The organism is Ellagibacter sp. (genome assembly GCF_048412355.1).
GTDB lineage: Bacteria > Actinomycetota > Coriobacteriia > Coriobacteriales > Eggerthellaceae > Ellagibacter.
The window spans coordinates 32,856-53,731 of sequence record NZ_DBFSAP010000048.1 but is presented as its reverse complement, the minus strand read 5'-3'; the positions used below and the strand labels follow the sequence as shown (position 1 = coordinate 53,731).

Genomic DNA, 20,876 nt, shown 5'->3' with positions numbered 1-20,876 from the left:
GAGATGACCGAATTCGACGTGAACAACTTCGACGCGCTTCGCATCTCCCTCGCGAGCGCCGACGATATCCGCAGCTGGTCGCACGGCGAGGTCAAGAAGCCCGAGACCATCAACTACCGCACGCTCAAGCCCGAAAAGGACGGCCTGTACTGCGAGAAGATCTTCGGTCCTACCAAGGACTGGGAGTGCGCCTGCGGCAAGTACAAGCGCGTTCGCTTCAAGGGCATCGTCTGCGAGCGCTGCGGCGTCGAAGTGACCCGCAGCAAGGTTCGCCGCGAGCGCATGGGCCATATCGAGCTCGCTGCGCCCGTGTCCCATATTTGGTACTTCAAGGGCAGCCCGAGCCGCCTTGGCTACCTGCTCGACATCCCGCCGAAAGAGCTGGAGAAGGTGCTGTATTTCGCCAGCTCCATCATCACTTCGGTCGACAAGGAAGGCCGCGACGAGGACGCTGACGAGCTTCGTGACGAGCTTGCCGCCGACCTCGAGGAGCTCGACGCCGAGCGCGACCGCCTCATCGAGGCGACGCGCCGACTGGGCACCGACTACGTGCCGGAAGACGACGACTTCGTCGACGAGATCGACGAGGACGAGCGCCTGACCCCCGAAGAGGTCGAGGCCGAGATCGCCGATATCCACGAGGAGTTCATCGAGCGCAAGCAGCTGCGTCAGGACGCCTTCGAGGCCTTCATGAAGATCGAGCCCAAGCAGCTCGTTCCCGAAGAGGCGCTCTATCGCGAGATGCGCATGAACTACAAGAACTACTTCACCGGCGGCATGGGTGCCGAGGCGGTGCGCGACCTGCTCGACGCGATGGACCTCGAAGAGGCCGCCGAAGAGCTGCGCGACACCATCGCCAACGGCAAGGGTCAGAAGCGTGCGAAGGCGATCAAGCGCCTGAAGGTCGTCGACGCGTTCCTGAAGTCCGACAACAAGCCCTCCGACATGATCTTGGACGTCATCCCGGTCATCCCGCCCGACCTGCGCCCGATGGTGCAGCTCGATGGCGGCCGTTTCGCGACGTCCGACCTGAACGATCTGTACCGTCGCGTGATCAACCGCAACAACCGCTTGAAGCGCCTGCTCGACCTCGGTGCCCCCGAGATCATCGTGAACAACGAGAAGCGCATGCTCCAGGAAGCGGTCGACAGCCTCTTCGACAACGGTCGCCGCGGCCGCCCCGTCACGGGCCCGGGCAACCGTCCGCTGAAGTCGCTCTCCGACATGCTCAAGGGCAAGCAGGGCCGCTTCCGCCAGAACCTGCTCGGCAAGCGCGTCGACTACTCCGGCCGTTCGGTTATCGTCGTCGGCCCGTCGCTCAAGCTGCATCAGTGCGGCCTGCCGCAGCAGATGGCCCTCGAGCTGTTCAAGCCCTTCGTCATGAAGCGCCTGGTCGAGCTCGAATACGCCGCTAACATCAAGGCTGCGAAGCGTGCTGTCGATCGTGGCGCGAGCTACGTGTGGGACGTTCTCGAGGAAGTCATCATCGAGCATCCCGTGCTTTTGAACCGCGCACCTACCCTGCACCGTCTGGGCATCCAGGCGTTCGAGCCGGTGCTCGTCGAAGGCAAGGCCATCAAGCTCCATCCGCTCGTCTGCACGGCGTTCAACGCTGACTTCGACGGTGACCAGATGGCTGTGCACGTTCCTCTGGGAGCCGAGGCGCAGGCCGAGGCGCGCGTGCTCATGCTTTCCGCCAACAACATCAAATCCCCTGCTCATGGTCGTCCTCTGACCGTGCCGACGCAGGACATGATCATCGGCGTGTACTACCTGACTGCCGCTCGCGACAACTTCCCGGGCGAGGGTCGCGCGTTCGTGAACTTCGCGGACGCCGTAAACGCGCACGACGCTCATGCCGACGTCGACCTGCAGGCCAAGATCTGGGTTCGCCTTCCGAAGGACACCCAGGTTGCCACCGCGTTCCACACCTATGAGGAGCACAAGGCTGGCACGCGCCTCGAGACGACCATCGGCCGCATCATCTTCAACAACGTCTTCCCGGACGATTACCCGTTCATGAACTACCAGATGAACAAGAAGGAAATCGGCCGCTTGGTCGAGGACGTTTGCAACCGCTACGACCTCGCCGACGTTCCGCCGATCCTCGACGGTCTGAAGGAGACGGGCTTCCATTACGCCACGCTCGCGGGCATTACCGTTTCGGTGTACGACGCGACGGTGCCGCCCAACAAGAAGGAGATTCTCGACGATGCCGAGGCCAAGGTCGACGCCATCGACGAGGATTACGAGATGGGTCTCATGAGCCCCGAAGAGCGTCACAAGCAGGTCGTCGACATCTGGACCGATGCGAACGAGAAGGTCGGCGACGCGATGTCGGCCAACTTCGACCACTACAACCCCATCTACATGATGGCCGACTCTGGTGCTCGTGGTAACATCAAGCAGATTCGTCAGCTCGCAGGCATGCGCGGCCTCATGGCCGACACGAAGGGCCAGACGATCGACATTCCGGTTAAGTCGAACTTCCGCGAGGGCCTGTCGGTGTTGGAGTACTTCATCTCCACGCACGGTACTCGAAAGGGCATGGCCGACACGGCGCTTCGTACCGCTGACTCCGGCTACCTCACGCGTCGTCTCGTTGACGTCGCACAGGAGGTCATCGTCCGCGAGATCGACTGCGGCACCGCCGAGGGTGTTCCCTACCCGCTGTACAACGAGAAGGGCGAGCTCGACGAGAACCTCATCGGCCGTTGTCTGCTCGAGTCCGCTGTGGGCACCGACGGCACGGTGATCCTCGAGGGCGACAACTACATCTCCTCCATGGACCAGCTGGCCGAGATGGCCGCTGCGGGTATCGAGGAAGTGACCATCCGCACGGTCATGACCTGCCATGCCGAGCACGGTGTTTGCCAGAAGTGCTATGGCTGGGACCTCGCGACTGCGCGCCCGGTCAACATCGGCACGGCAGTCGGCATCATCGCAGCTCAGTCCATCGGCGAGCCGGGCACGCAGCTTACGATGCGTACCTTCCACGCCGGCGGCGTCGCGGGCGAGGACATCACGCAGGGCCTCCCGCGTGTTCAGGAACTTTTCGAGGCGCGCAAGCCGAAGGGCCAGGCCGTCCTCGCCGAGATCTCCGGCACGCTGCAGGTTTCCGGTGACAAGTCGTCCAAGACGCTCACGATCCACGACCAGGAAGGCAACTACCGCGAGTACGTCGTTTCCGCTCGCGCGACGCTGTTCCCCGGCGTGGAAGACGGCGGCGAGGTCAAGGTTGGCCAGCAGCTCACCAAGGGTTCGGTGAACCCGCACGACTTGCTGCGCCTGACCGACCCCAACACGACGCTTCGCTACATCGTTGCCCAGGTCCAGGGCGTGTATGTGTCCCAGGGCGTAGACATCAACGACAAGCACATCGAGGTCATCGCGCGCCAGATGCTGCGCAAGGTGGCCGTGCTCGACGCGGGCGATTCCGAGTTCCTCCCGGGCCGCCAGGTCAATCGCTACGAGTTCGAGAACGAGGCGAACGCTCTGATCGCCGAGGGCAAGAACCCGCCGGTCGGCCAGCCGCTGCTTTTGGGTATCACCAAGGCTTCGCTCGCCACCGACTCGTTCCTGTCGGCTGCATCGTTCCAGGAGACCACCAAGGTTCTCACCGATGCCGCCATCGAGGGCAAGACCGACCACTTGGTTGGCCTGAAGGAGAACGTCATCATCGGCAAGCCGATTCCCGCTGGCACCGGCCTTAAGCGCTACCGCGAGGTGGGCCTTACCTACAAGGGTCGCCCGACGGGCAAGGTTATCGGCGATACGCTGCCGGACACCGCTCCCGACGCGCTGCGCGAGGTGGAAGAGCTTCTGCCGCAGCCGCAAGATTGGTCGCTCGACGGCGATGGCTACCTCAACTCTATGGGGTCGAGCTACGGCAACTACTACTCGGGCCTGTCGCTCGGGCATCGTGGTCCGCAGCTTTCCGACGAGGATGCGCGCCTGTACATCTTCGACGACCTGGGCGTTTCGCAGCGTTGGGCCAACAAGTTCAGCGAGGCAGGCATCGAGACGGTCGCCGATCTGGTGGGCCACACCGAGGAGGATCTCCTTCGCATCGAGGGCATCGGCGTGAAGGCGATCGAGGAGCTCAAGGAGGGCCTGAAGGAGCACGATCTGCTCTATGTCATCGAGGACGACCTTTCGGCATCTTCCGACGACATGAGCCAGCTGCTCGATATGGTCTTCAGCCCCGACGACAACATCCTCATCGGCGGCGACGAGCCGGCAACGTTCAACACGGAAGGCGAGGACATGCTCGGCGAGGCGCTGCCTCCGCGCAGCTACCATCGCAACCTCGAGGAGCTCGACGAGCTGCTCGGGTCGGTCGGCAACTTCGGCTTCAGCTTGAAGCACGCCGATGACGAGGAAGATTCCGACGATTCCGACGAGGACGAGGAATAATCACTCCGCCGCCTCCACGGGCGGCGGATCCACTTGACGCTGTGAGGCCCTGAGGCACTCAGCTTTGCCCCTGCGCATCGCGGCGCGTACCTTCCAAGTACGCAAGCGTGCGCACGGGCGATTCTGGGTACCTCGGGGCCTCTCGTCATTTTCCCGTGCAGGACAAGGAAGCCTCGCGGATAGGGGGATTGTCTCCCTCGCGATCCGCATGGGGCGCCAGGTCAAGGAAAGGCGCATATGTCTGAGAAAACGTATGTCCCCGAAGGCGAGGTTGCCCCGTCTTCGCAGATCGCAACCACAATCGAGGCGCTTGCTGCGACAATTCGCGCGCGTCGAGATGCGGGCGAGGAAAGCTACACCCATCAGCTTCTCTATGGGCCGGCCGACAAGCCGCTCAAGAAGGTGATGGAAGAGGCCGGGGAAGTGGGGCTCGCCGCCAAGGACGTCGAGTCCGAGCTCGTGATGTTGCGGGCTATGGAGCACCACGCGCGCGGCCATGAAGCGCTGGTCGCCTCCGCGGGCGAGCGCGTTGATGCGTGCACCGACCACCTGCGCTATGAGGCGGCTGACGTAGTGTATCATCTTCTTGTTGTGCTCGAGCGTTATGGCATCGACTTGGATGAGTTCGCCGCCGAGCTCAACGAGCGCATGACCGACGAAGAGCGACCTTCGGGGGCGGTTCGCCTCAAGCAAGGCCACGTTAAAAGGGGTAAGTAGCCTATGGCACGTCTATTTGGAACCGACGGTGTCCGCGGAGTCGCGAACACTGAGCTCACCTGCGAGCTTGCCTATCGTTTGGGACAGGCTGCGGCCGTGTTTCTCGGCAAGAACATCGTGGTCGGCAAGGACACCCGCCTGTCGGGCGATATGCTGGAATCGGCGCTTGCCGCCGGCATCATGAGCGCGGGAGGGACCGAGCTTTCGGTGGGGATTATCCCTACGCCTGCGGTTGCGCTGCTCGTGCGCGAGCTGCACGCCGACGGCGGTGCGGTGATCTCCGCTTCGCATAACCCGCCGGAGTACAACGGCATCAAGCTCTTCGACGCCGAGGGCTACAAGCTTCCCGACGAGGTGGAAGATAAGATCGAGGAGTTCATCAAGCAGGGCGGTCTCGAGGGTGCTGCTGCTCGAGCCAAAGAGGGTGCGGAAGGCGAGGACGCCGCCGCGATGCTTCCCGGCGACGAGGTGGGCGTTGCCCTTCCCGTTGACGAGGCCTGCGAGATTTACATCGAGCATGCGGTTCAGAGCGTGCGCGCGCAGGGCATCGACTTCTCGGGCATCCGCATCGCGCTCGACACGGGGCATGGCGCCTCGTCGCTCACGAGCGCTGAGGCCTTCCGCCGCTTGGGCGCGGAGGTCATCGCGATCAACGAGGACTTCGACGGCACCGACATCAACGTGAACTGCGGTTCCACCCATCTCGAACCGCTTGCCCAGCTTATGCGCGAAAGCGGCGCGGACGTCGGCGTGGCGCATGACGGCGATGCCGACCGCGTGATGCTCATGACGCCCGACGGCACCGAGATCGATGGCGACATGGTCGAGGCCGTGTGCGCGCTCGACATGAAGCGCCGCGGGTGCCTGCCCGAGGACACCGTTGTGTCCACCGTGATGTGCAACCTCGGGTTCGTCCATGCGATGCGCGACAACGGCATCACTGTCGTGCAGACGAAGGTGGGCGACCGCTATGTTCTCGAGGAGATGCGCGCGAAGGGCTACGCCATCGGCGGCGAGCAATCGGGCCACATGATCCTGCTTGAGCACAATTCCACGGGCGACGGCCTTATGACGGCTTGCCAGTTCCTCGCGGCGGTGAAGCGCGCGGGCACGCCGGTGGCCGACGTCGTTTCCATCATGAAGAAGTTCCCGCAGACGCTTATCAACGTGCGGGTGCGCGACAAGCATGCGGTTGAAGGCAACGAGGCTATCGCCGCTGCCGTCGCGAAGGCCGAGGAAGCGCTTGGTGATTCGGGTCGCGTGCTGCTGCGCCCGAGTGGCACGGAGCCTGTGGTTCGCGTGATGGTCGAGGCGGAGGGCGCGGACGCCGCGAAGGCCCACGCCGAGGCGATTGCCGCTGTCGTTGAGGCCGAAATCTAGAAGATATCGCATATCGCCCCTGTTCATCGGGGGCGATTTCTTTCCTGGTGCGCGAGGTGAGGGAGACCCATGGCATACGAGATCATAGTCGCGAAGTTCACCCCCGACGAGCCGGATGAGCGCATCGATGCCGTGCTGCCCGACGATGTCGTCGGCATCGGGGCGAAGGCGTTTCGCTTCAAGGGCGAGGTGCGTTCCTTGCGCGCCCCCCAAAGCCTCATCGAGGTGGGGGATGCCGCTTTCGACGGCTGCCGCAACCTCGTGCAGGTCGACTTTCCGGGCGATGTCGCCATGGTGGGAAAGCGCGCCTTCCAACACTGCACCTCGCTGCGCGAGATAACGTTCGCCGACACGCTGGGCCGCATCGACGATGCCACGTTCCAAGGCGCGACTTCGCTTTCCCGCGTCGTAGCGCCCGGGGTGACCGAAATCAACCGTTACGCCTTCCAGCGCTGCACCTCGCTTGTCGATGTGCAATTTGGAGCCTTGGAGACGATCGGGCGTCGCGCGTTCGCGAGCTGTACCGAACTTGAGCGGATTGAGCTGCCCAGCACGTTGAAGGTGATCGGGGAGGAGACCTTCTCGGGATGCCAGGCGCTTCGCGAGATCGCGATTCCTGAGAGCGTGGAGGAAATCGAACCGCGGGCGTTTCGCGGATGCACCAGCCTCGATGCGGCCTTGATTCCCGAGAGCATCGTGCAGCGGTTCCCCGAGGCGTTCACGCAGGAGGTGGCGGCCCGGGCGGGCGTCGTGCTGAAGACCGAGCGCACAAGGCTCTCGGCTGCGTTCCAGGAAGCGCACGAGGCGGATCGGGCGGAGCTCATGGCCGATGGCAAGCGCCTGTGCGCCGAGGAAGACGAGCTGCGCAAACAGCTCGCTGGCTTGGGTATGTTCGCGCGTGCGGAGAAGGAGCGGATCCAGGCGCGGCTCGACGAGGTGGAAGGCCAGCTTGCGGAGGTGCGCGATTTGATCGACGCGCTTGACAACCCGACCGACGAGGAGCTGCTCGCGATGCTGTAGCGCGCAGGGGCGGCGCGCGGCCCTCGGGGTGCGTGTGCGCCCACACGCCCCGAGCCCGGCGTTCGCGAGCCCGGCGTTCAAGATCGTCCGTGTCCGCTAGCCCGGCGTGCGGGTGCTCGGACGCGATGGCCTGCGCGGGCTCGCGGGATGCTGCTCTTGTGCTCCTAAACCCTTCTTTCTCGAAATCGACTCATCGTGGACAAAAAAGGCCGATATGTGAGGAGTAGTATAAGGCAAACTTCCTTTCGATAATTCGGACCTGGGAAAACGCTGACATAAGCGCGAGCGAGCAATCGCTACCGACTTCGAGGACTCACATATCGGCATTATTTGTCCCTCGCACCTCGATTTTCGAAAAGAAGGGTGGCCGGCGGTTCCGGCGATGGCCCTTGATGCATCACAAATCGGGATGCGATTAAAAAGTGTGTCCGAAGGGCGTTGACGCAGGCCAGCGCACATTTTTTGTTGCACCATTCAGCAAGAAGGCCCGCTTAGACGGGCCTTCTTGCATGCTACGACACGCCCGCGGCAATAGGGCGAGATGTTTACTTTCTCTTGTTGGAGAGGCGAATGGCTGCGGCAAGTGCGCGCACGAGCAGGCTTGGCTTGTGCGGCGGTTGCTCGATGTGGGGCAAGATCGCCGTGGTCGTCACTTCCTCGGCGGGCTCGATGGCATCGGGCTCGAGCGCTGGCTCGCTGGTGCCGGCCGCGTCAGCGGAAGGAGAGCCGCTAGCCGCGTCAGCGGGAGTGGCACTGCTCGTTGCGCTCATCGTCTCTGGAGGAACCGTGGCAGTCTCCGAGGTCGCGGGAGTTGCCGTGCCCGCACTCGGCGCCACGTTCGTTGCGCCTTCGACCGCCTCGCGCTTCTCCACCTCGCGCTCGACTTCCACCTCGGTGCTCATGCGCGCCTTAAGCCGAGCCTCGTCCATGAAGTGCGCCTGCGAGTCGAATCGAATCGTCTTGCCCTCGGGGCTGACCTGAGCGAAGAACCCAAGCGGCGTGTAGCGGCGGTTGGGAAGCAGCTCGCGCAGCTTCGCTGTGTCGGAAAGCGAGACGTCGATGTAGGACAAAATGCGTTCGCGCAGCTTCTCGTCGAGCACGGGCCAGGCGATTTCCACACGCTTGTCCATGTTGCGCGTCATGAGGTCGGCGCTCGCCAGGTAGACCTTCATGTTCGCGCGCGGGCCGAACCCGTAGATGCGGCTATGCTCGAGCATGCGTCCCACGATCGAGACGACGCGCACGTTCTCGGTGTAGCCTTCCACGCCTGGGACCAGGCATGATATCCCGCGAACGAGCATGACGGTCTTCACGCCTGCCTGCGATGCCTCGGCGATCTTGTCGATGATCTCCTTGTCGGTGACCGAGTTCGTCTTGAAGAACAGCCCACACGGTTCGCCTCGACGAGCAAGCTCGATCTGGTGGTCGATGTTCTTTAGAATGAGCGGCTTCACCTGCAGGGGCGCCACCCACAGCACGCCGTAGTTGTCCGACACGTTCTCGAGCGCCATGTTGCGGAAGAACTCCGTCGCATCGCGGCCGATCGTGGGGCTCGTTGTGATGAGCGACAGGTCGGTGTAGAGCTTCGCCGTCTTCTCGTTGTAATTGCCCGTGCCGAGCTGCGTGATGTGCTGGATCCCGTCGTCGGTCTGGCGGGTGATGCAGCAGATCTTGCTGTGCACCTTGTAGTCGCGGAAACCGTAGATGACGTTGCATCCAGCCTGCTCAAAGCGCTGCGACCACTCGATGTTGTTGCTCTCGTCGAAGCGGGCGCGCAGTTCGAACAGCGCGGTGACCTCCTTGCCGTTCTCGGCGGCGTCGATGAGCGCCTCGGCGAGATGCGACTGGCTGGCCAGGCGGTAGAGCGTGATCTTAATCGAGATGACGCGCGGGTCGCGCGACGCCTCGCGCAGAAGCTGCACGAACGGGTCCATGCTCTCGTAGGGGTAGGAGAGCAGCACGTCGCCGCCTGCCGTGACCTGCTCCATGATGGGGCGCTTGCGGTCGAGGCACGCCGGCCACTGCGGCGTGAACGGCGGATACATGAGTGCCGCGCACTGCTTTTCGGAAAGATGCGATGCCAAACCCCAGGTGAAGCTCAAATCAAGCGGCACTGACGTCGTGAACACCTGGTGCTTCTTCAGGTTCAGGCGATCGAGCAGCAGCGGCTCGAGGGTATCGGAGAGCTCGCGCTCGCTCTCGAGACGCACGGGGGCTAAGCGCGCGCGCTTCTTCAGGATGCGCTTCATGTGCTCGCGGTAGTCCTCGTCGTTCTCGTCGGTGGATTCCGTCGCGTCGATGTCGGCGTTGCGTGTGACGCAGATGACGTTGGTGTGCTTCACGGTGTACATGGAAAACACCTGCTCGGCGACCATTTCCACCACATGCTCAAGCAGGATGAACGAAAAGCCATCGCCCGGCAGCTTCACGACGCGCGCGCACTGTCGCGGCAGGGGGATGAGCCCGAGCATGGTTCCCTCGGCGCCGACGTTCTGCGAAAGGGAGGCGCTCTTCGCAGGCTCCTTCGCTGGCTTGCCCTTGCTCTTCTTGCCTTTCTTGCCCTTCTTCTTCTGCTCGCTTTTTGCCTGCTCCTGGGCGTTGTCGGCTTCCTCATCGAGGCGCACGACGATGTAGAGCGCGCCGTTTTCGAGGTGCGGGAAGGGGTGGCGGGCATTGATGATCTGCGGGGAGAGGAACGGCGTCACGTTGGCCTCGGCGTATTCCGCCAGGTAGGCGCGCTGCTCGTCGGTGAGCTCGTCGGGGCGAACGTGCGTGACCCCCACCTTGCTCAGCAGCAGGCGAACCTGCTCGAAAGTGCACTCGTAGGCGGGGTAGAGCTCATGACAGCGCAGATAGATGGCGCGAAGCTGCTCGGAGGGCGTCATGTTGGACTTGGAATCGACGATATGCTTCTTCACGAGCGACAGGTCGGTCAGGCTGCCGACGCGCACCATGAAGAATTCCTGCAGGTTGCTCCAGAAGATGGAGATGAAGTTCAGGCGTTGCAGAAGCGGGACCGACTCGTCGGCGCCCTGCTCGAGCACGCGTTCGTTGAAGTCGAGCCACGACAGCTCGCGGTTCTGCAGATAGGGTGCGGGATTGCCAGCTGCGGGAATGACCTGGTCTGATGAAGTGGGATTGTCGTTGGCCATGCAGAGCCTCCTTGATGTGCATGATGACACGTTCTTCGCGCTACCTTCCATGATAACGCGCTGCGGGATGATGAGGTGAAAGCGTTACTGAGCCTTGACCCTTGAGCAAGGCGTATTGCCCAGCATGCGCTCGATGAGATAGCCTTCGCGCACGCCGCGTTTGCATATCTGCAGCTCGCGGGCGCCAAGCTCTCGCATGAGCGTGCTGAGGATGACGCAACCCGGCCCGACCGTGTGGATGCGCTCGGGAACGGCGCGCGCTGCAAGGTGGGCGAATTTCGACGGGTTGCTCTCCAGCAGATCGAGCAGCGCGTCGAAGTGCGCGGGCGTGAGGGCTCTCGGCCGGCAGGGCTCGCCGGTCATCTGGGCGTAGAACTTTGCGGCGGCACGGGCGCTTCCCCCGACGCCAAAGAGCGTTTCGGCGCGATATTTCTGCAAGTCAATGGGAGTTTCCGCGACGCGTTCGAGGAACGCGTGCTCGATTGCTTCGACCTCGCTCGCCTGGGGCATGACAAACTCCACGTATCCGGCGTAAGAGGAAAGCGAGCCCTGCCCGATGCTTACGTCGTCGAAGTCACGCCCTTTCTCGACGCGGATGAGCTCGGTCGATCCGCCGCCCAAATCGACCACGGTGCCCTTCTCAATCGTGCGATCGCATGAGGCCCCGGTGAAGCTGAGATGCGCCTCGTCGCGAGCGGAAAGCAAGTTCACGGGAGCGCCGATGGCCTTTTCGATCGCGCTGATGGCCTCGCGGGAGTTCGTGCAGTTGCGCAGCACGGCGGTGGCGAAGATGTCGGTGCGCACGCAGTTGAAGTAACGCGCGCGCTTCAGGTGCCCGGAGAGCACGTCGACTGCGCGGGCGATGCCTTCCAGGGTGAATTCGCCCGCATCAACGTAGGCCGAAAGCCCCGCCATCACCTTGTCGTTGATGATGCTTCTGAAGTCCTTGCAGGTGATGGGCTTCTTTTTACTTATGCCGTCCTTCACGTCGAAGATGACGAGGCGCACAGAGTTCGACCCCAGGTCGATCACGCCGTAATTTGCCATAGTGCTATCCGTTTCCTGTTAAGCTCGGTTTTCCTCCATCCTAGCGTAGCGCTTCGAGCAATGGGGAAATCTTTACGCGTCCTTTACGCTCGCTCTGCTTGGACTTCGTATTCGGGGGCCAAATGGCAGGTTCGCGCGGGCGGCTTGTCGGCCGTCTGCGCCGCAAGGTTGAAGTGAGCTGTGACACCATGCGGCGATTGTGGGAAAATACGCAGCGAGAAAAGATAGCGATGCATGTTTAGAGGTAGATTTCCATGTCAGCTCAGTTCAACATTCGCCGTGCGTCGAGTCGCATGGTATCGGTGCTCCAGCGTGAACTTGACCTGCCCCGTTTCGTCGCGGCAACGCTTGTCGGCCGCGGAATCGACACCCCGAAGGCGGCGCGCGCGTTCCTGTTTCCCTCGTTCAAGCACGATTGGCTCGACCCCTACCTGATTCCCGGGCTCGGCGACGTCGTCGACGCGCTCGAGGACGCCGTGCGGAAGGGCCATCGCATCCTCGTGTTCGGAGACTTCGACCTGGACGGCATATCCGCGACGACGGTTCTCACCCGTGGCCTGCGGGAACTCGGGGCCGACACGGTGCCGTTCATCCCGAAGCGCTTCGAGGAGGGCTACGGCATCACGGCCGCGGCGCTCGAGCGCGTGAAGACCTACGGCCCCGACTTCCTCGTGACGGTCGACTGCGGCATCGCCTGCAAGGCCGAGGTGAAGCTCGTGCAGGCGGCCGGAATCGACGTCGCAATCACCGACCACCACGAGCCTACGGACCTGGTCCCCGAAGGCGTACCCGTCGCCGACCCGAAGATCGATGCCACGTGCCAAAGCTGCGTGCTCGCCGGTGCGGGCGTGGCGCTGAAGCTCGTGCAGGCGCTCGGTGCTCGCTTCGGCAAGCCCTACCTCTGGCGCGATTTCGTCGACTTCGCGACGCTCGGCACGGTGGCCGACCTCATGCCGATGCTTGGCGAGAACCGCCCGCTCGTGATCGAGGGCATCAAGATGATGAACAAGGCGCCGCGCCCGTGCGTCGCTGCGCTGCTCGAAACCTCGGGGGCGGTCGGCAAGCCCCTCACCAGCACGAACCTCAGCTTCTCTCTCATTCCGCGCCTCAACGCCGCAGGGCGCATGGGCAACGCCGACCTGGCGCTCAACCTGCTCATGTCCGACGACTTCGACGAGGCGTACCGCTTGGCGACCGAGCTCGAAGGGCTCAACGACCAGCGCCGCGCGATCGAGGCGGAGCTCTCCGAGATCGCGAAGGTCCAGGCTGCGGAAATCTACCACGGTCAGCGCGCGCTCGTCGTTGCGGGCGAGGGGTGGCACGAGGGCGTGAAGGGCATCGTCGCGAGCCGCCTAGTCGGCATCTACGGCGTGCCGTGCATCCTTTTGACCATCGACGGCGACGAGGCGCGCGGCTCGGGCCGAAGCGTGGGGCGCGTGAACCTGTTCGCCGCGGTCGAATCGACGTCTGACCTGCTTGTTCGCTTCGGCGGACACGAGGCGGCGGTGGGCATCACGCTCAAAACCAAGGACATCCCCGCGTTTTCGAAGGCGCTCTGCGACTACCTCGACAAGCTGCCCGAAGACGACTTCCACCCGCTCATCGAGATCGACACGTGCATCAACCTCGATGAGCTCACGCTCGAAACGGTGGGCGCACTGAAGCAAGTCGCCCCCTTCGGTCAGGAGAACCCGACGCCGTGCTTCCTCGCGCGCGACGTGCTGCTCACCCATTGCCGCGCGGTCGGCGCCGAGAAGAACCACTTCTCGTGCACGCTCACGAACGGCCGCACATCGATTTCGGGCATCATGTTCCACTGCACCGACATCGACATGCTCATGACGACCGACAGCGTGGTGAACGCGGCGTTCCAGGTGGAAATCGACACCTGGCGCGGGCGCAAGTCGGTGAAGGCAATGCTTCAGTCCATCACGCCTGCTCGCACGTGCCCTGCGCTCGAGGCGTGCCTCGAGCCGGAGAACCTGTCGTTCGCGGCCGACCTGTACGCCACGAGCGACGCGGAGCTTTGCGAGGACTGCTGCGAGAGTCCCGAGGACATCGAGGCATACGAGGCGGAGCGCGAGAAGAACCGCGCGCTATGGGAACAGAAGGCGCAAAGCGACCCCGACGCGCTCGAGAACGCGGTGGTGCGGGCGATTATCGGCGACCGCGAGCTGCACAAATCGCAGCGTGTGGTGCTCTCGAGCCTTCGAGCGGGGAACTCCGTGCTTGCCGTCATGGCGACGGGGCGCGGCAAGTCGCTCACCTTCCAAGTGCATGCGGCATGCGAGGCGCTCGCGCACCATACGGCGAGCCTGTTCGTCTACCCGCTGCGTGCGCTCATCGCTGACCAGGCGTTTCATATCAACGAGGCGCTCGCGCCCTTCGGAATCAACGCGTGCACGCTTACGGGGGAAAGCGCGCCCGACGAGCGCCGCCAGGTTTTTGCGGGCTTGAGGGATGGCTCGGTCGACATCGTGCTCACGACGCCGGAGTTCCTTGTATGCCACGCCCCCGAGTTCGCGGCTACCGACCGCATCGGCTTCGTCGTGGTTGACGAGGCTCACCACATCGGCCTTTCGCGCGCGGGCCATCGCCCCGCATATGCGCAGCTCGGAAGCACTATCGCGCAGATGGGCAACCCGGTTGTGCTCGCGCTTACGGCAACCTCGGACGAGGCTGTCACCAGCGACATCGACCGTGTGCTCCCCGTGGCGGGGCACGTGGTGGACGACACCATGCGCACGAACCTTCACGTGGTCGACCAGCGCAACCTGCGCAATCGCGGCGACTACCTGGCGACGCTCGTCGCGCAGGGAGAGAAGAGCGTCATCTACGTGTCCTCGCGCGAGCAATCGGTGGCGCTCGCCCGCAACCTGCGCAAACGCGTGCCGCAGATGGCGCCGCTCATCGGTTTCTACAACGCGGGCCTTTCGCGCGCCGAGCGCACGCGCGTCGAGGAACTGTTCCGCACGGGCGCGATCGCGGTGCTCGTCGCCACGTCGGCGTTCGGCGAGGGCGTGGACATTCCCGACATCCGCAACGTCGTGCTCTTCCAGCTGCCGTACAACGAGATCGAGTTCAACCAGATGAGCGGCCGTGCGGGGCGCGACGGCAAGGACGCACGCGTGCATCTGCTGTTCGGGCGCTCGGATGTGAAGCACAACGACCGCATCTTGCAGGACATGACGCCCGACCATGACGTGCTTGCCGAGGTGTACCGCACGCTTCGCACGTGGCAGCGCAAGACGCCCGGCGAGTTCTTCGAGATGGCCGATGGCGAACTCGCGCGCATCGTGAGCGGTGCGGGCTGCGAGATCACGGCGGCGTCGGCGGCGTGTGGCATTGCGGTCTTCCGCGAACTGGGGCTTATCGAGACGCATGTGGCCTACGCGTCGGGCGAGGGTGCGCGCATGGTGCGTGTGAAGGAAGGCGCCGGGCGCGTGGAGCTGACCGACAGCGTGCGCTATCGCGAGGGATTAGGCGAGCGCGACATCTTCAAGGCCTTCTACGAGTGGGTGATCGACTGCGATTGCGCGCGCCTCGAGCAGCGTGTGTCCGGCCCCATCACCCCGCAGATGAAGCCGCTGCATCTGCGGTAGGGGAAGGTGACCTGTGACGGGCGATGGCGAATGGCGGTGCGCCATTGGGGCTGGTGCGAGGAAGGCAGCGGTAGCTCTCGCCTGCGATTTCGCCTTTGCTAGGCGTGGAACTTTCGGCCTCGCGCGCTAGCCGGCGAACCCAGCGTCCCGGTAGATTCCCTTCGCCTCGTCGACCCCCGCGTCGATTATCGGGTCGACCTCCGAGAGCTCGGACTCCACCTCGTCATCGGAGAGCCCCGTGCCCTCCAGGTAGCCGCGCAGGACCACGTCGCGGATGACATGGCGGCTGCGGTCTATCATCAGCACGGGGTCGGCCCCGTTGAGCCCGAAGACCCATTCGGCGTAGTCGCCTTGGCTGATCTCCCCCACAAAAGCGCTGCCCCCGTTTTCCTCGTCTCCCGACGGGCCGTTCACGCCGTCGAGCCAGAGGGCCTTCGAATCGACGTCGTAGACCCAGGTGGCGCTATATCTATCAAAGGAGGCCGGATTGCTTCCCGGGGGATATCCCCCGAGCCCCTCCTGTGAGAAGTCCATCCAGAGCACGACGCACCTCTGTGGGTACTTCTCCGAGTGCCCCGTCTCGCCCCCGTCCTCGATGTACCACGACAAGGACTCCACCCTGCCGTCGCTTACGGTGCGCCCGTCCTGGTAGCCGAACAGGTAGACGTAGTTGTTGTAGAACGGCGCGAGCGCGTCCTTCCCCTGGTACCCATACAGGGAGTACGCCCCCTCGATGCAGATACGGGGCCTGTCGTTTCTGTACGCGCTCAGGGCCGACGCCAGGACGGTCGGGCTGAGGTGGCCTTGCTCCCACAGGGCGTCGCAGGAACGCGAGTCGAGCGTGCTGTAGTACAGCTCGTCGAGGGCGTTGTCTGCCCGCGTCGCGGCGTAGGCCCTGCTCAGGAGGAGCCACGCGAGCACTGCGAGCAGCACCGCCACGACGAAGTTGCGCATGCGCCGCAGCGTCCTTGCGGGGTCGTACTCCCTCTCCCTCTTTCCCATGGCCTACCCCCTCCTAGGGCTCGCTTACCTCTCCGGCAAGTATCCTGTAGAAGCGGTACGTGTCGGGTGTAGCCTTCTTAATTCCAATCATATTTAGCGAATGGTTTGACAGTAAATCCAGGGGCCAGTTCGATGTTAAAAATCCCGAGAAAAGAATATTCCTAACAAAGAATATCCATGCTAACCTATCGCTGATAACGGTGCCTTACGTTCAAAGCGCCGTTATGTTTCGTACTTTCCCTATGAACTGGGTGCGTACATCTTTTTCGTACGATGACTTAAATGGCCTTTCGGCACGATATTAGGAGGCGCATAGAAATGAACATTCGAACGAAGCAGGGTTTGCGTCTTTCCGTCCTGGCCGCCTTTTCGTCCGTCGCTCTTGTGTGTGCTGCGGCGTTGTCGGGGTGCGGGTCTCAGCCACCGCAAGGCGCTTCCTCTGCCGAGGTTCCTCATTCCCAGAATGACGTGCTGCAATCGAAGGAAGCCGTTCTTCATGTAAGCGCTTCAAGCACAGAGTGCACCTTTGAATCGTTGCGCGATGACTCGGATCTCGTTGCTTCGGGCCGCTATCTGGGGAAATCGGACCCCTTCCTCGTGATTCCCGTTGTCGGGGGCATAGATTCAGCGATGTACTATACGGACTATTATTTCGCGGTCGAGGATGTTTTCAAAGGCGACGTCTTGGTCGATGATTCCGCGTCGTCGCGCGGGGATTCCGTCATATCTGTTCGCATGAAGGGCGGCGTAGGCGACCGGGTTGCCGTCGTGAACGATAATGCTCCAGAATTAGAGGAAGGCGCCGACTACCTGCTTTTTCTCTACCGGGTCCTCGACGGGCTCGATGGGAATACGGAGGGGAATCACTACTATTCTTTTGGCGACAAGTTGGGCATTTGGGAAAAGGGCGCTTCGGGGGCCTTTTCCAATAGCGAGATTGGGAGCGTTGATTCTTCATCGCTTGCCGTTATGCCTGTAAGCGACGCGGTTCCGGCATCTGAGCAAAATCTTCAATCGGAAGATGCGATGATAGAGGATGTTCGAAACCTCTTTGCAGCTGGGAAGATAGATGAAAAGATGCTCAACGCATATGAAGAGCTCTACAACGCCTCGCGCAACGGTTTCGCCACCATCGCGACCGACGACGAGGTTGCTGCGTTCGAGGAGGAAATGGTCGCATCGTCGACGGCGCACTCTCAAAGCTCCTGATGCCTTGATGCGTGCGTTTGCGTAAGCGTCTCTTTTCCCTTTGACGAATCGAGTAGAATGAAATCACTACGATTTAGTTTCAAGGGAAAGGAGGACTGACATGAGCACCAACGGCCGCAACGGCGGCGATGACGAGATAATGCTCGGCGAGTCGCTCAAGTCGTCTTCCGAAAAGCAGACGGTTGATGATGTCATGCTCGGGCGCGCGTACACGCCCGAGAAATCGTTTTCGGTGGCGCCTCGTCCCACCGAGGTGGGGGAGCTTCACTCGACGGAAACCCCGGAAGAGCGCTTCGTCGAGCTGCAGCGCCTGACTGACGGCTACCTGACCGACGACGAGCGCGACATGCTCGAGCGCGCGTTCCGCTTCGCCGACGCGGCGCACAAGGGCGTCACGCGCAAATCGGGCGAGCCCTATATCATCCATCCGGTCGAGGTCGCCATCATCCTGGCGGACTTGCGCATGGACGGCGAGACGCTGTGCGCCGCGCTACTTCACGACACGATCGAGGACACCGACGTTACCTACCAGGACGTGGCCAGCGAGTTCAACGAGAACGTGGCCGCGCTCGTCGACGGCGTCACCAAGATCACGCGCATCGAGGTGGAAAGCCTGTCGGACAAGCAGGCGGCCACCATCCGCAAGATGTTCGTCGCCATGAGCAAAGACATCCGCGTTATCGTGATCAAGCTGGCCGACCGCCTGCACAACATGCGCACGCTCTCGGCGCTCAAGGAAGACCGCCGCATCTTCAAGGCGCGCGAAACGCTCGAAATCTACGCCCCCATCGCGCACCGCCTGGGCATCAACTCGGTGAAGTGGGAGCTTGAGGACCTTTCCTTCTACTACCTCGAGCCTAACAAGTACAAGCAGGTCAGCCGCATGGTTACCGAGTCGCGCGCCGAGCGCGAGCAGTACCTGGGCGAAGTGATCGACACGCTGCACGACGAGATGAAGAAGGTCAACATCGTCTGTCAGATCATGGGCCGCCCGAAGCATTTGTACTCCATCTACCAGAAGATGGTGAACAAGGGCAAAGGCTTCTCCGAGATCTACGACCTCATCGCCGTGCGCATCATCGTGAAGTCGGTGAAGGATTGCTATTCGGCGTTAGGCGCGGTGCACACGCTGTGGCACCCGATGCCCGGGCGATTCAAAGACTACATTGCCATGCCGAAGTTCAACATGTACCAAAGCCTGCACACCACGGTCATCGGTCCTGCTGGCAGGCCGCTTGAGGTGCAGATTCGCACCGAGGAGATGCATCGCCAAAGCGAATACGGCGTGGCGGCGCACTGGCGTTACAAGGAGAAGGGCGAGAAGGCCGACGCCGCGCTCGACCAGCAGCTGGCATGGCTGCGTCAGATGGTCGACTGGCAGGACGAGACGCAGGATTCGCGTGAGTTCCTGAAGGACCTAAAGGTCGACCTAGCGCCGACCGAGGTGTTCGTGTTCACTCCGAAAGGCGAGGTCATGAGCTTGCGGGCGGGCTCCACGCCGGTCGATTTCGCCTACGCCATCCACACCGAGGTGGGCAACCATTGCGTGGGCGCGAAGGTGAACGGCGCCATCGTCCCGCTGACCTACGAGCTGCAGCTGGGCGACCGCGTGGAGATTCTCACGCAGAAGAGCGCCACGCCCTCGCGCGACTGGCTGAACATCGTGAAGACGCCCTCGGCGCGCAACAAGATTCGCGGGTTCTTCAGCAAGGCGAGCCGCTCGGACGATTTGCAGATAGGCCGCGACCGCCTGACACGTGAGATGAAGAAGCACGGCATCGGCATCTCGAGCGCCAACTCGATGCGCGCAATCAAGACGATTTCCGAGCACATGGGTTACAAAAGCCCTGATGACATGCTTGTGAACATCGGCACGGGGAAGGAAAGCCCGCAGCATGTGGGCAATCGCCTGTTAAAGCTGCTCGTCGACGACGGGAACGAGGAATCGCGGGCCGGCGCGCTCGGACAATCCGAGACGAGCCCCGGCGTCATGCCTCCCATGATCACGAGCGTCGTCTCGCCGAAGCGCCGCGAAGCGCACAGCTCGAACGGCATCGTCGTGAAGGGCGTCGACGATGTGCTCGTGCGCTTGTCGCGTTGCTGCAACCCAGTGCCGGGCGACAAGATCTTGGGCTTCGTGACGCGCGGTCGCGGCGTGTCGGTGCATCGCGCCGATTGCCCGAACGCCGAGGAGCTCATGAAGCACCCCGAGCGCATCATCGAGGTGGAGTGGGAGAAATCTGCGCCGTCGAGCACGTCCTACAAGGTGGAGATCTACATCGAGGCGATCGACCGCTTGAACCTGTTGCGCGACGTCACGGTGGTCCTCTCCGACATGGGCGCGAACGTGCTGTCCTGCAACACTATCTCGCACCGCGACGGCATGGTCGAGATGCGCTTTTTGTTCCAGGTGTCGGATATCTCGCTCATCGACGCGGTGCAGCGCAAACTGCTCGGGCTCGAGGGCGTGTTCGACGCCCATCGCATGCTTCCCGGGCAAGGGGGAAAGAAGAAGTAACGATCGTTCGTCTGCGGCCGCGGCGGGTACATTCCGCGCTGGGGTCAGCAGGCGGACCGCTCTTATCGAAAGGTTGTGGCAATGTCTCTTCGAGTGGTGAAAAATACGTGCGTTGACGTGTGCTTTCTCGTGCAGGGAATGCTCGAGAACAACGTGTACTTCATTTCGGATGGCGAGGCGACGATGGTGGTCGACCCGTCGTCGGACGCGGAGGAGATTATGCGAGCGCTCGACGGGCGCGAGCTTGACGCGATCGTGCTGACGCACTGCCACTCCGATCACGTGGGCGCAGCAGCCGACTTGCGCCGTCTGACGGGCGCGACGGTGATCGCGTCGAAGATCGATGCTCCCGAGATTTGCGGGGAGAAGCCCATCTCCCGCGACAATTGGAAGTTCGAGACCTGCCCGATCGATTTCCGCGCCGAGGACGGCGATGTCGTGGAGATCGGCAATATGGCGTGGAAAGTGATGCTAACCCCTGGTCACACCAAGGGTGGCATGTGCTGGTACCTCGTGCCGCAGTTCGGCAACCACGAGGACGGCACACCTGTCCTTATTTCGGGCGACACGCTGTTCGAAGGGTCTGTGGGGCGCACCGATTTCGAGGGCGGAAGCATGAAGGAGATGCGCGCATCGCTTCGCAAGCTGGCGTTTCTGCCCGACGAGACGATTGTCCTTCCCGGGCATGGCAGGCAGACCACCATCGGTGCCGAGCGGAGCCGCACCTTCGCGCAGTGGGCGTAAGAGTCTGCTGATTGCGCCGCTGCGGGGCTTTCTGATGTCGTCTGCGGCAATTCGGGCTAATAGCGTTGA

The 20,876-nt window shown here is 62.7% G+C and carries 11 protein-coding genes; 8 read left to right on the top strand and 3 right to left on the bottom strand.

Annotation, left to right across the window (positions count from 1 at the left end; all coding sequences use genetic code 11):
- The first annotated feature begins 3 nt into the window (after positions 1 to 3).
- From ACMRQN_RS07365 to ACMRQN_RS07350, 4 genes are all read left to right on the top strand, one after another.
- Positions 4 to 4,416: a DNA-directed RNA polymerase subunit beta' gene (locus ACMRQN_RS07365; protein ID WP_418734439.1), complete on the top strand. Its 4,413-nt coding sequence runs from the start codon at positions 4 to 6 to the stop codon at positions 4,414 to 4,416.
- A gap of 237 nt (positions 4,417 to 4,653) precedes the next feature.
- Positions 4,654 to 5,133, top strand: a complete 480-nt coding sequence (locus ACMRQN_RS07360; protein WP_417059753.1) for a phosphoribosyl-ATP pyrophosphatase — start codon at positions 4,654 to 4,656, stop codon at positions 5,131 to 5,133.
- A gap of 3 nt (positions 5,134 to 5,136) precedes the next feature.
- Entirely contained in the window at positions 5,137 to 6,513 is a 1,377-nt protein-coding gene (gene glmM / locus ACMRQN_RS07355) for a phosphoglucosamine mutase (RefSeq protein WP_418734438.1), read from the top strand.
- A gap of 69 nt (positions 6,514 to 6,582) precedes the next feature.
- Positions 6,583 to 7,533, top strand: a complete 951-nt coding sequence (locus ACMRQN_RS07350) for a leucine-rich repeat domain-containing protein (RefSeq protein ID WP_418734437.1) — start codon at positions 6,583 to 6,585, stop codon at positions 7,531 to 7,533.
- A gap of 545 nt (positions 7,534 to 8,078) precedes the next feature.
- Here the strand turns inward: ACMRQN_RS07350 and ppk1 are convergent.
- The gene (ppk1, locus tag ACMRQN_RS07345) at positions 8,079 to 10,685 is read right to left on the bottom strand and encodes a polyphosphate kinase 1 (protein ID WP_418734436.1); all 2,607 of its coding nucleotides are present in this window, start codon (positions 10,683 to 10,685) and stop codon (positions 8,079 to 8,081) included.
- 84 nt (positions 10,686 to 10,769) lie between these two features.
- Complete coding sequence (locus tag ACMRQN_RS07340; protein ID WP_418734435.1) at positions 10,770 to 11,732, bottom strand: exopolyphosphatase; 963 nt, start codon at positions 11,730 to 11,732, stop codon at positions 10,770 to 10,772.
- A gap of 254 nt (positions 11,733 to 11,986) precedes the next feature.
- Between ACMRQN_RS07340 and recJ the strand changes: the two genes are divergently transcribed.
- The gene (gene recJ, locus ACMRQN_RS07335) at positions 11,987 to 15,334 is read left to right on the top strand and encodes a single-stranded-DNA-specific exonuclease RecJ (protein ID WP_418734434.1); all 3,348 of its coding nucleotides are present in this window, start codon (positions 11,987 to 11,989) and stop codon (positions 15,332 to 15,334) included.
- Positions 15,335 to 15,460: 126 nt separating this feature from the next.
- Here recJ and ACMRQN_RS07330 read toward each other — a convergent pair whose 3' ends face one another.
- Complete coding sequence (locus tag ACMRQN_RS07330; protein ID WP_418734433.1) at positions 15,461 to 16,336, bottom strand: hypothetical protein; 876 nt, start codon at positions 16,334 to 16,336, stop codon at positions 15,461 to 15,463.
- Between the two features lie 318 nt (positions 16,337 to 16,654).
- Here ACMRQN_RS07330 and ACMRQN_RS07325 point away from each other — a divergent pair, with 318 nt between their 5' ends.
- The 3 genes from ACMRQN_RS07325 to ACMRQN_RS07315 all read left to right on the top strand — a co-directional run bounded on the left by ACMRQN_RS07325 (position 16,655) and on the right by ACMRQN_RS07315 (position 20,807).
- Entirely contained in the window at positions 16,655 to 17,545 is an 891-nt protein-coding gene (locus ACMRQN_RS07325) for a hypothetical protein (protein ID WP_418734432.1), read from the top strand.
- 139 nt (positions 17,546 to 17,684) lie between these two features.
- Positions 17,685 to 20,063: a RelA/SpoT family protein gene (locus ACMRQN_RS07320; RefSeq protein ID WP_418734474.1), complete on the top strand. Its 2,379-nt coding sequence runs from the start codon at positions 17,685 to 17,687 to the stop codon at positions 20,061 to 20,063.
- Positions 20,064 to 20,144: 81 nt separating this feature from the next.
- Positions 20,145 to 20,807: an MBL fold metallo-hydrolase gene (locus tag ACMRQN_RS07315; RefSeq protein WP_418734431.1), complete on the top strand. Its 663-nt coding sequence runs from the start codon at positions 20,145 to 20,147 to the stop codon at positions 20,805 to 20,807.
- Positions 20,808 to 20,876 lie beyond the last annotated feature (69 nt).

What these genes read in the sequence shown, in the direction of transcription:
- glmM (WP_418734438.1), top strand. Translation starts at nt 5,137, where the DNA reads ATGGCACGTCTATTTGGAACCGACGGTGTCCGCGGAGTCGCGAACACT.
- ACMRQN_RS07330 (WP_418734433.1), bottom strand. Translation starts at nt 16,336, where the DNA reads ATGGGAAAGAGGGAGAGGGAGTACGACCCCGCAAGGACGCTGCGGCGC.
- ACMRQN_RS07325 (WP_418734432.1), top strand. Translation starts at nt 16,655, where the DNA reads ATGAACATTCGAACGAAGCAGGGTTTGCGTCTTTCCGTCCTGGCCGCC.
- ACMRQN_RS07315 (WP_418734431.1), top strand. Translation starts at nt 20,145, where the DNA reads ATGTCTCTTCGAGTGGTGAAAAATACGTGCGTTGACGTGTGCTTTCTC.
- ACMRQN_RS07365 (WP_418734439.1), top strand. Translation starts at nt 4, where the DNA reads ATGACCGAATTCGACGTGAACAACTTCGACGCGCTTCGCATCTCCCTC.
- ACMRQN_RS07320 (WP_418734474.1), top strand. Translation starts at nt 17,685, where the DNA reads ATGCTCGGCGAGTCGCTCAAGTCGTCTTCCGAAAAGCAGACGGTTGAT.
- ACMRQN_RS07360 (WP_417059753.1), top strand. Translation starts at nt 4,654, where the DNA reads ATGTCTGAGAAAACGTATGTCCCCGAAGGCGAGGTTGCCCCGTCTTCG.
- ACMRQN_RS07340 (WP_418734435.1), bottom strand. Translation starts at nt 11,732, where the DNA reads ATGGCAAATTACGGCGTGATCGACCTGGGGTCGAACTCTGTGCGCCTC.
- ACMRQN_RS07350 (WP_418734437.1), top strand. Translation starts at nt 6,583, where the DNA reads ATGGCATACGAGATCATAGTCGCGAAGTTCACCCCCGACGAGCCGGAT.
- ppk1 (WP_418734436.1), bottom strand. Translation starts at nt 10,685, where the DNA reads ATGGCCAACGACAATCCCACTTCATCAGACCAGGTCATTCCCGCAGCT.
- recJ (WP_418734434.1), top strand. Translation starts at nt 11,987, where the DNA reads ATGTCAGCTCAGTTCAACATTCGCCGTGCGTCGAGTCGCATGGTATCG.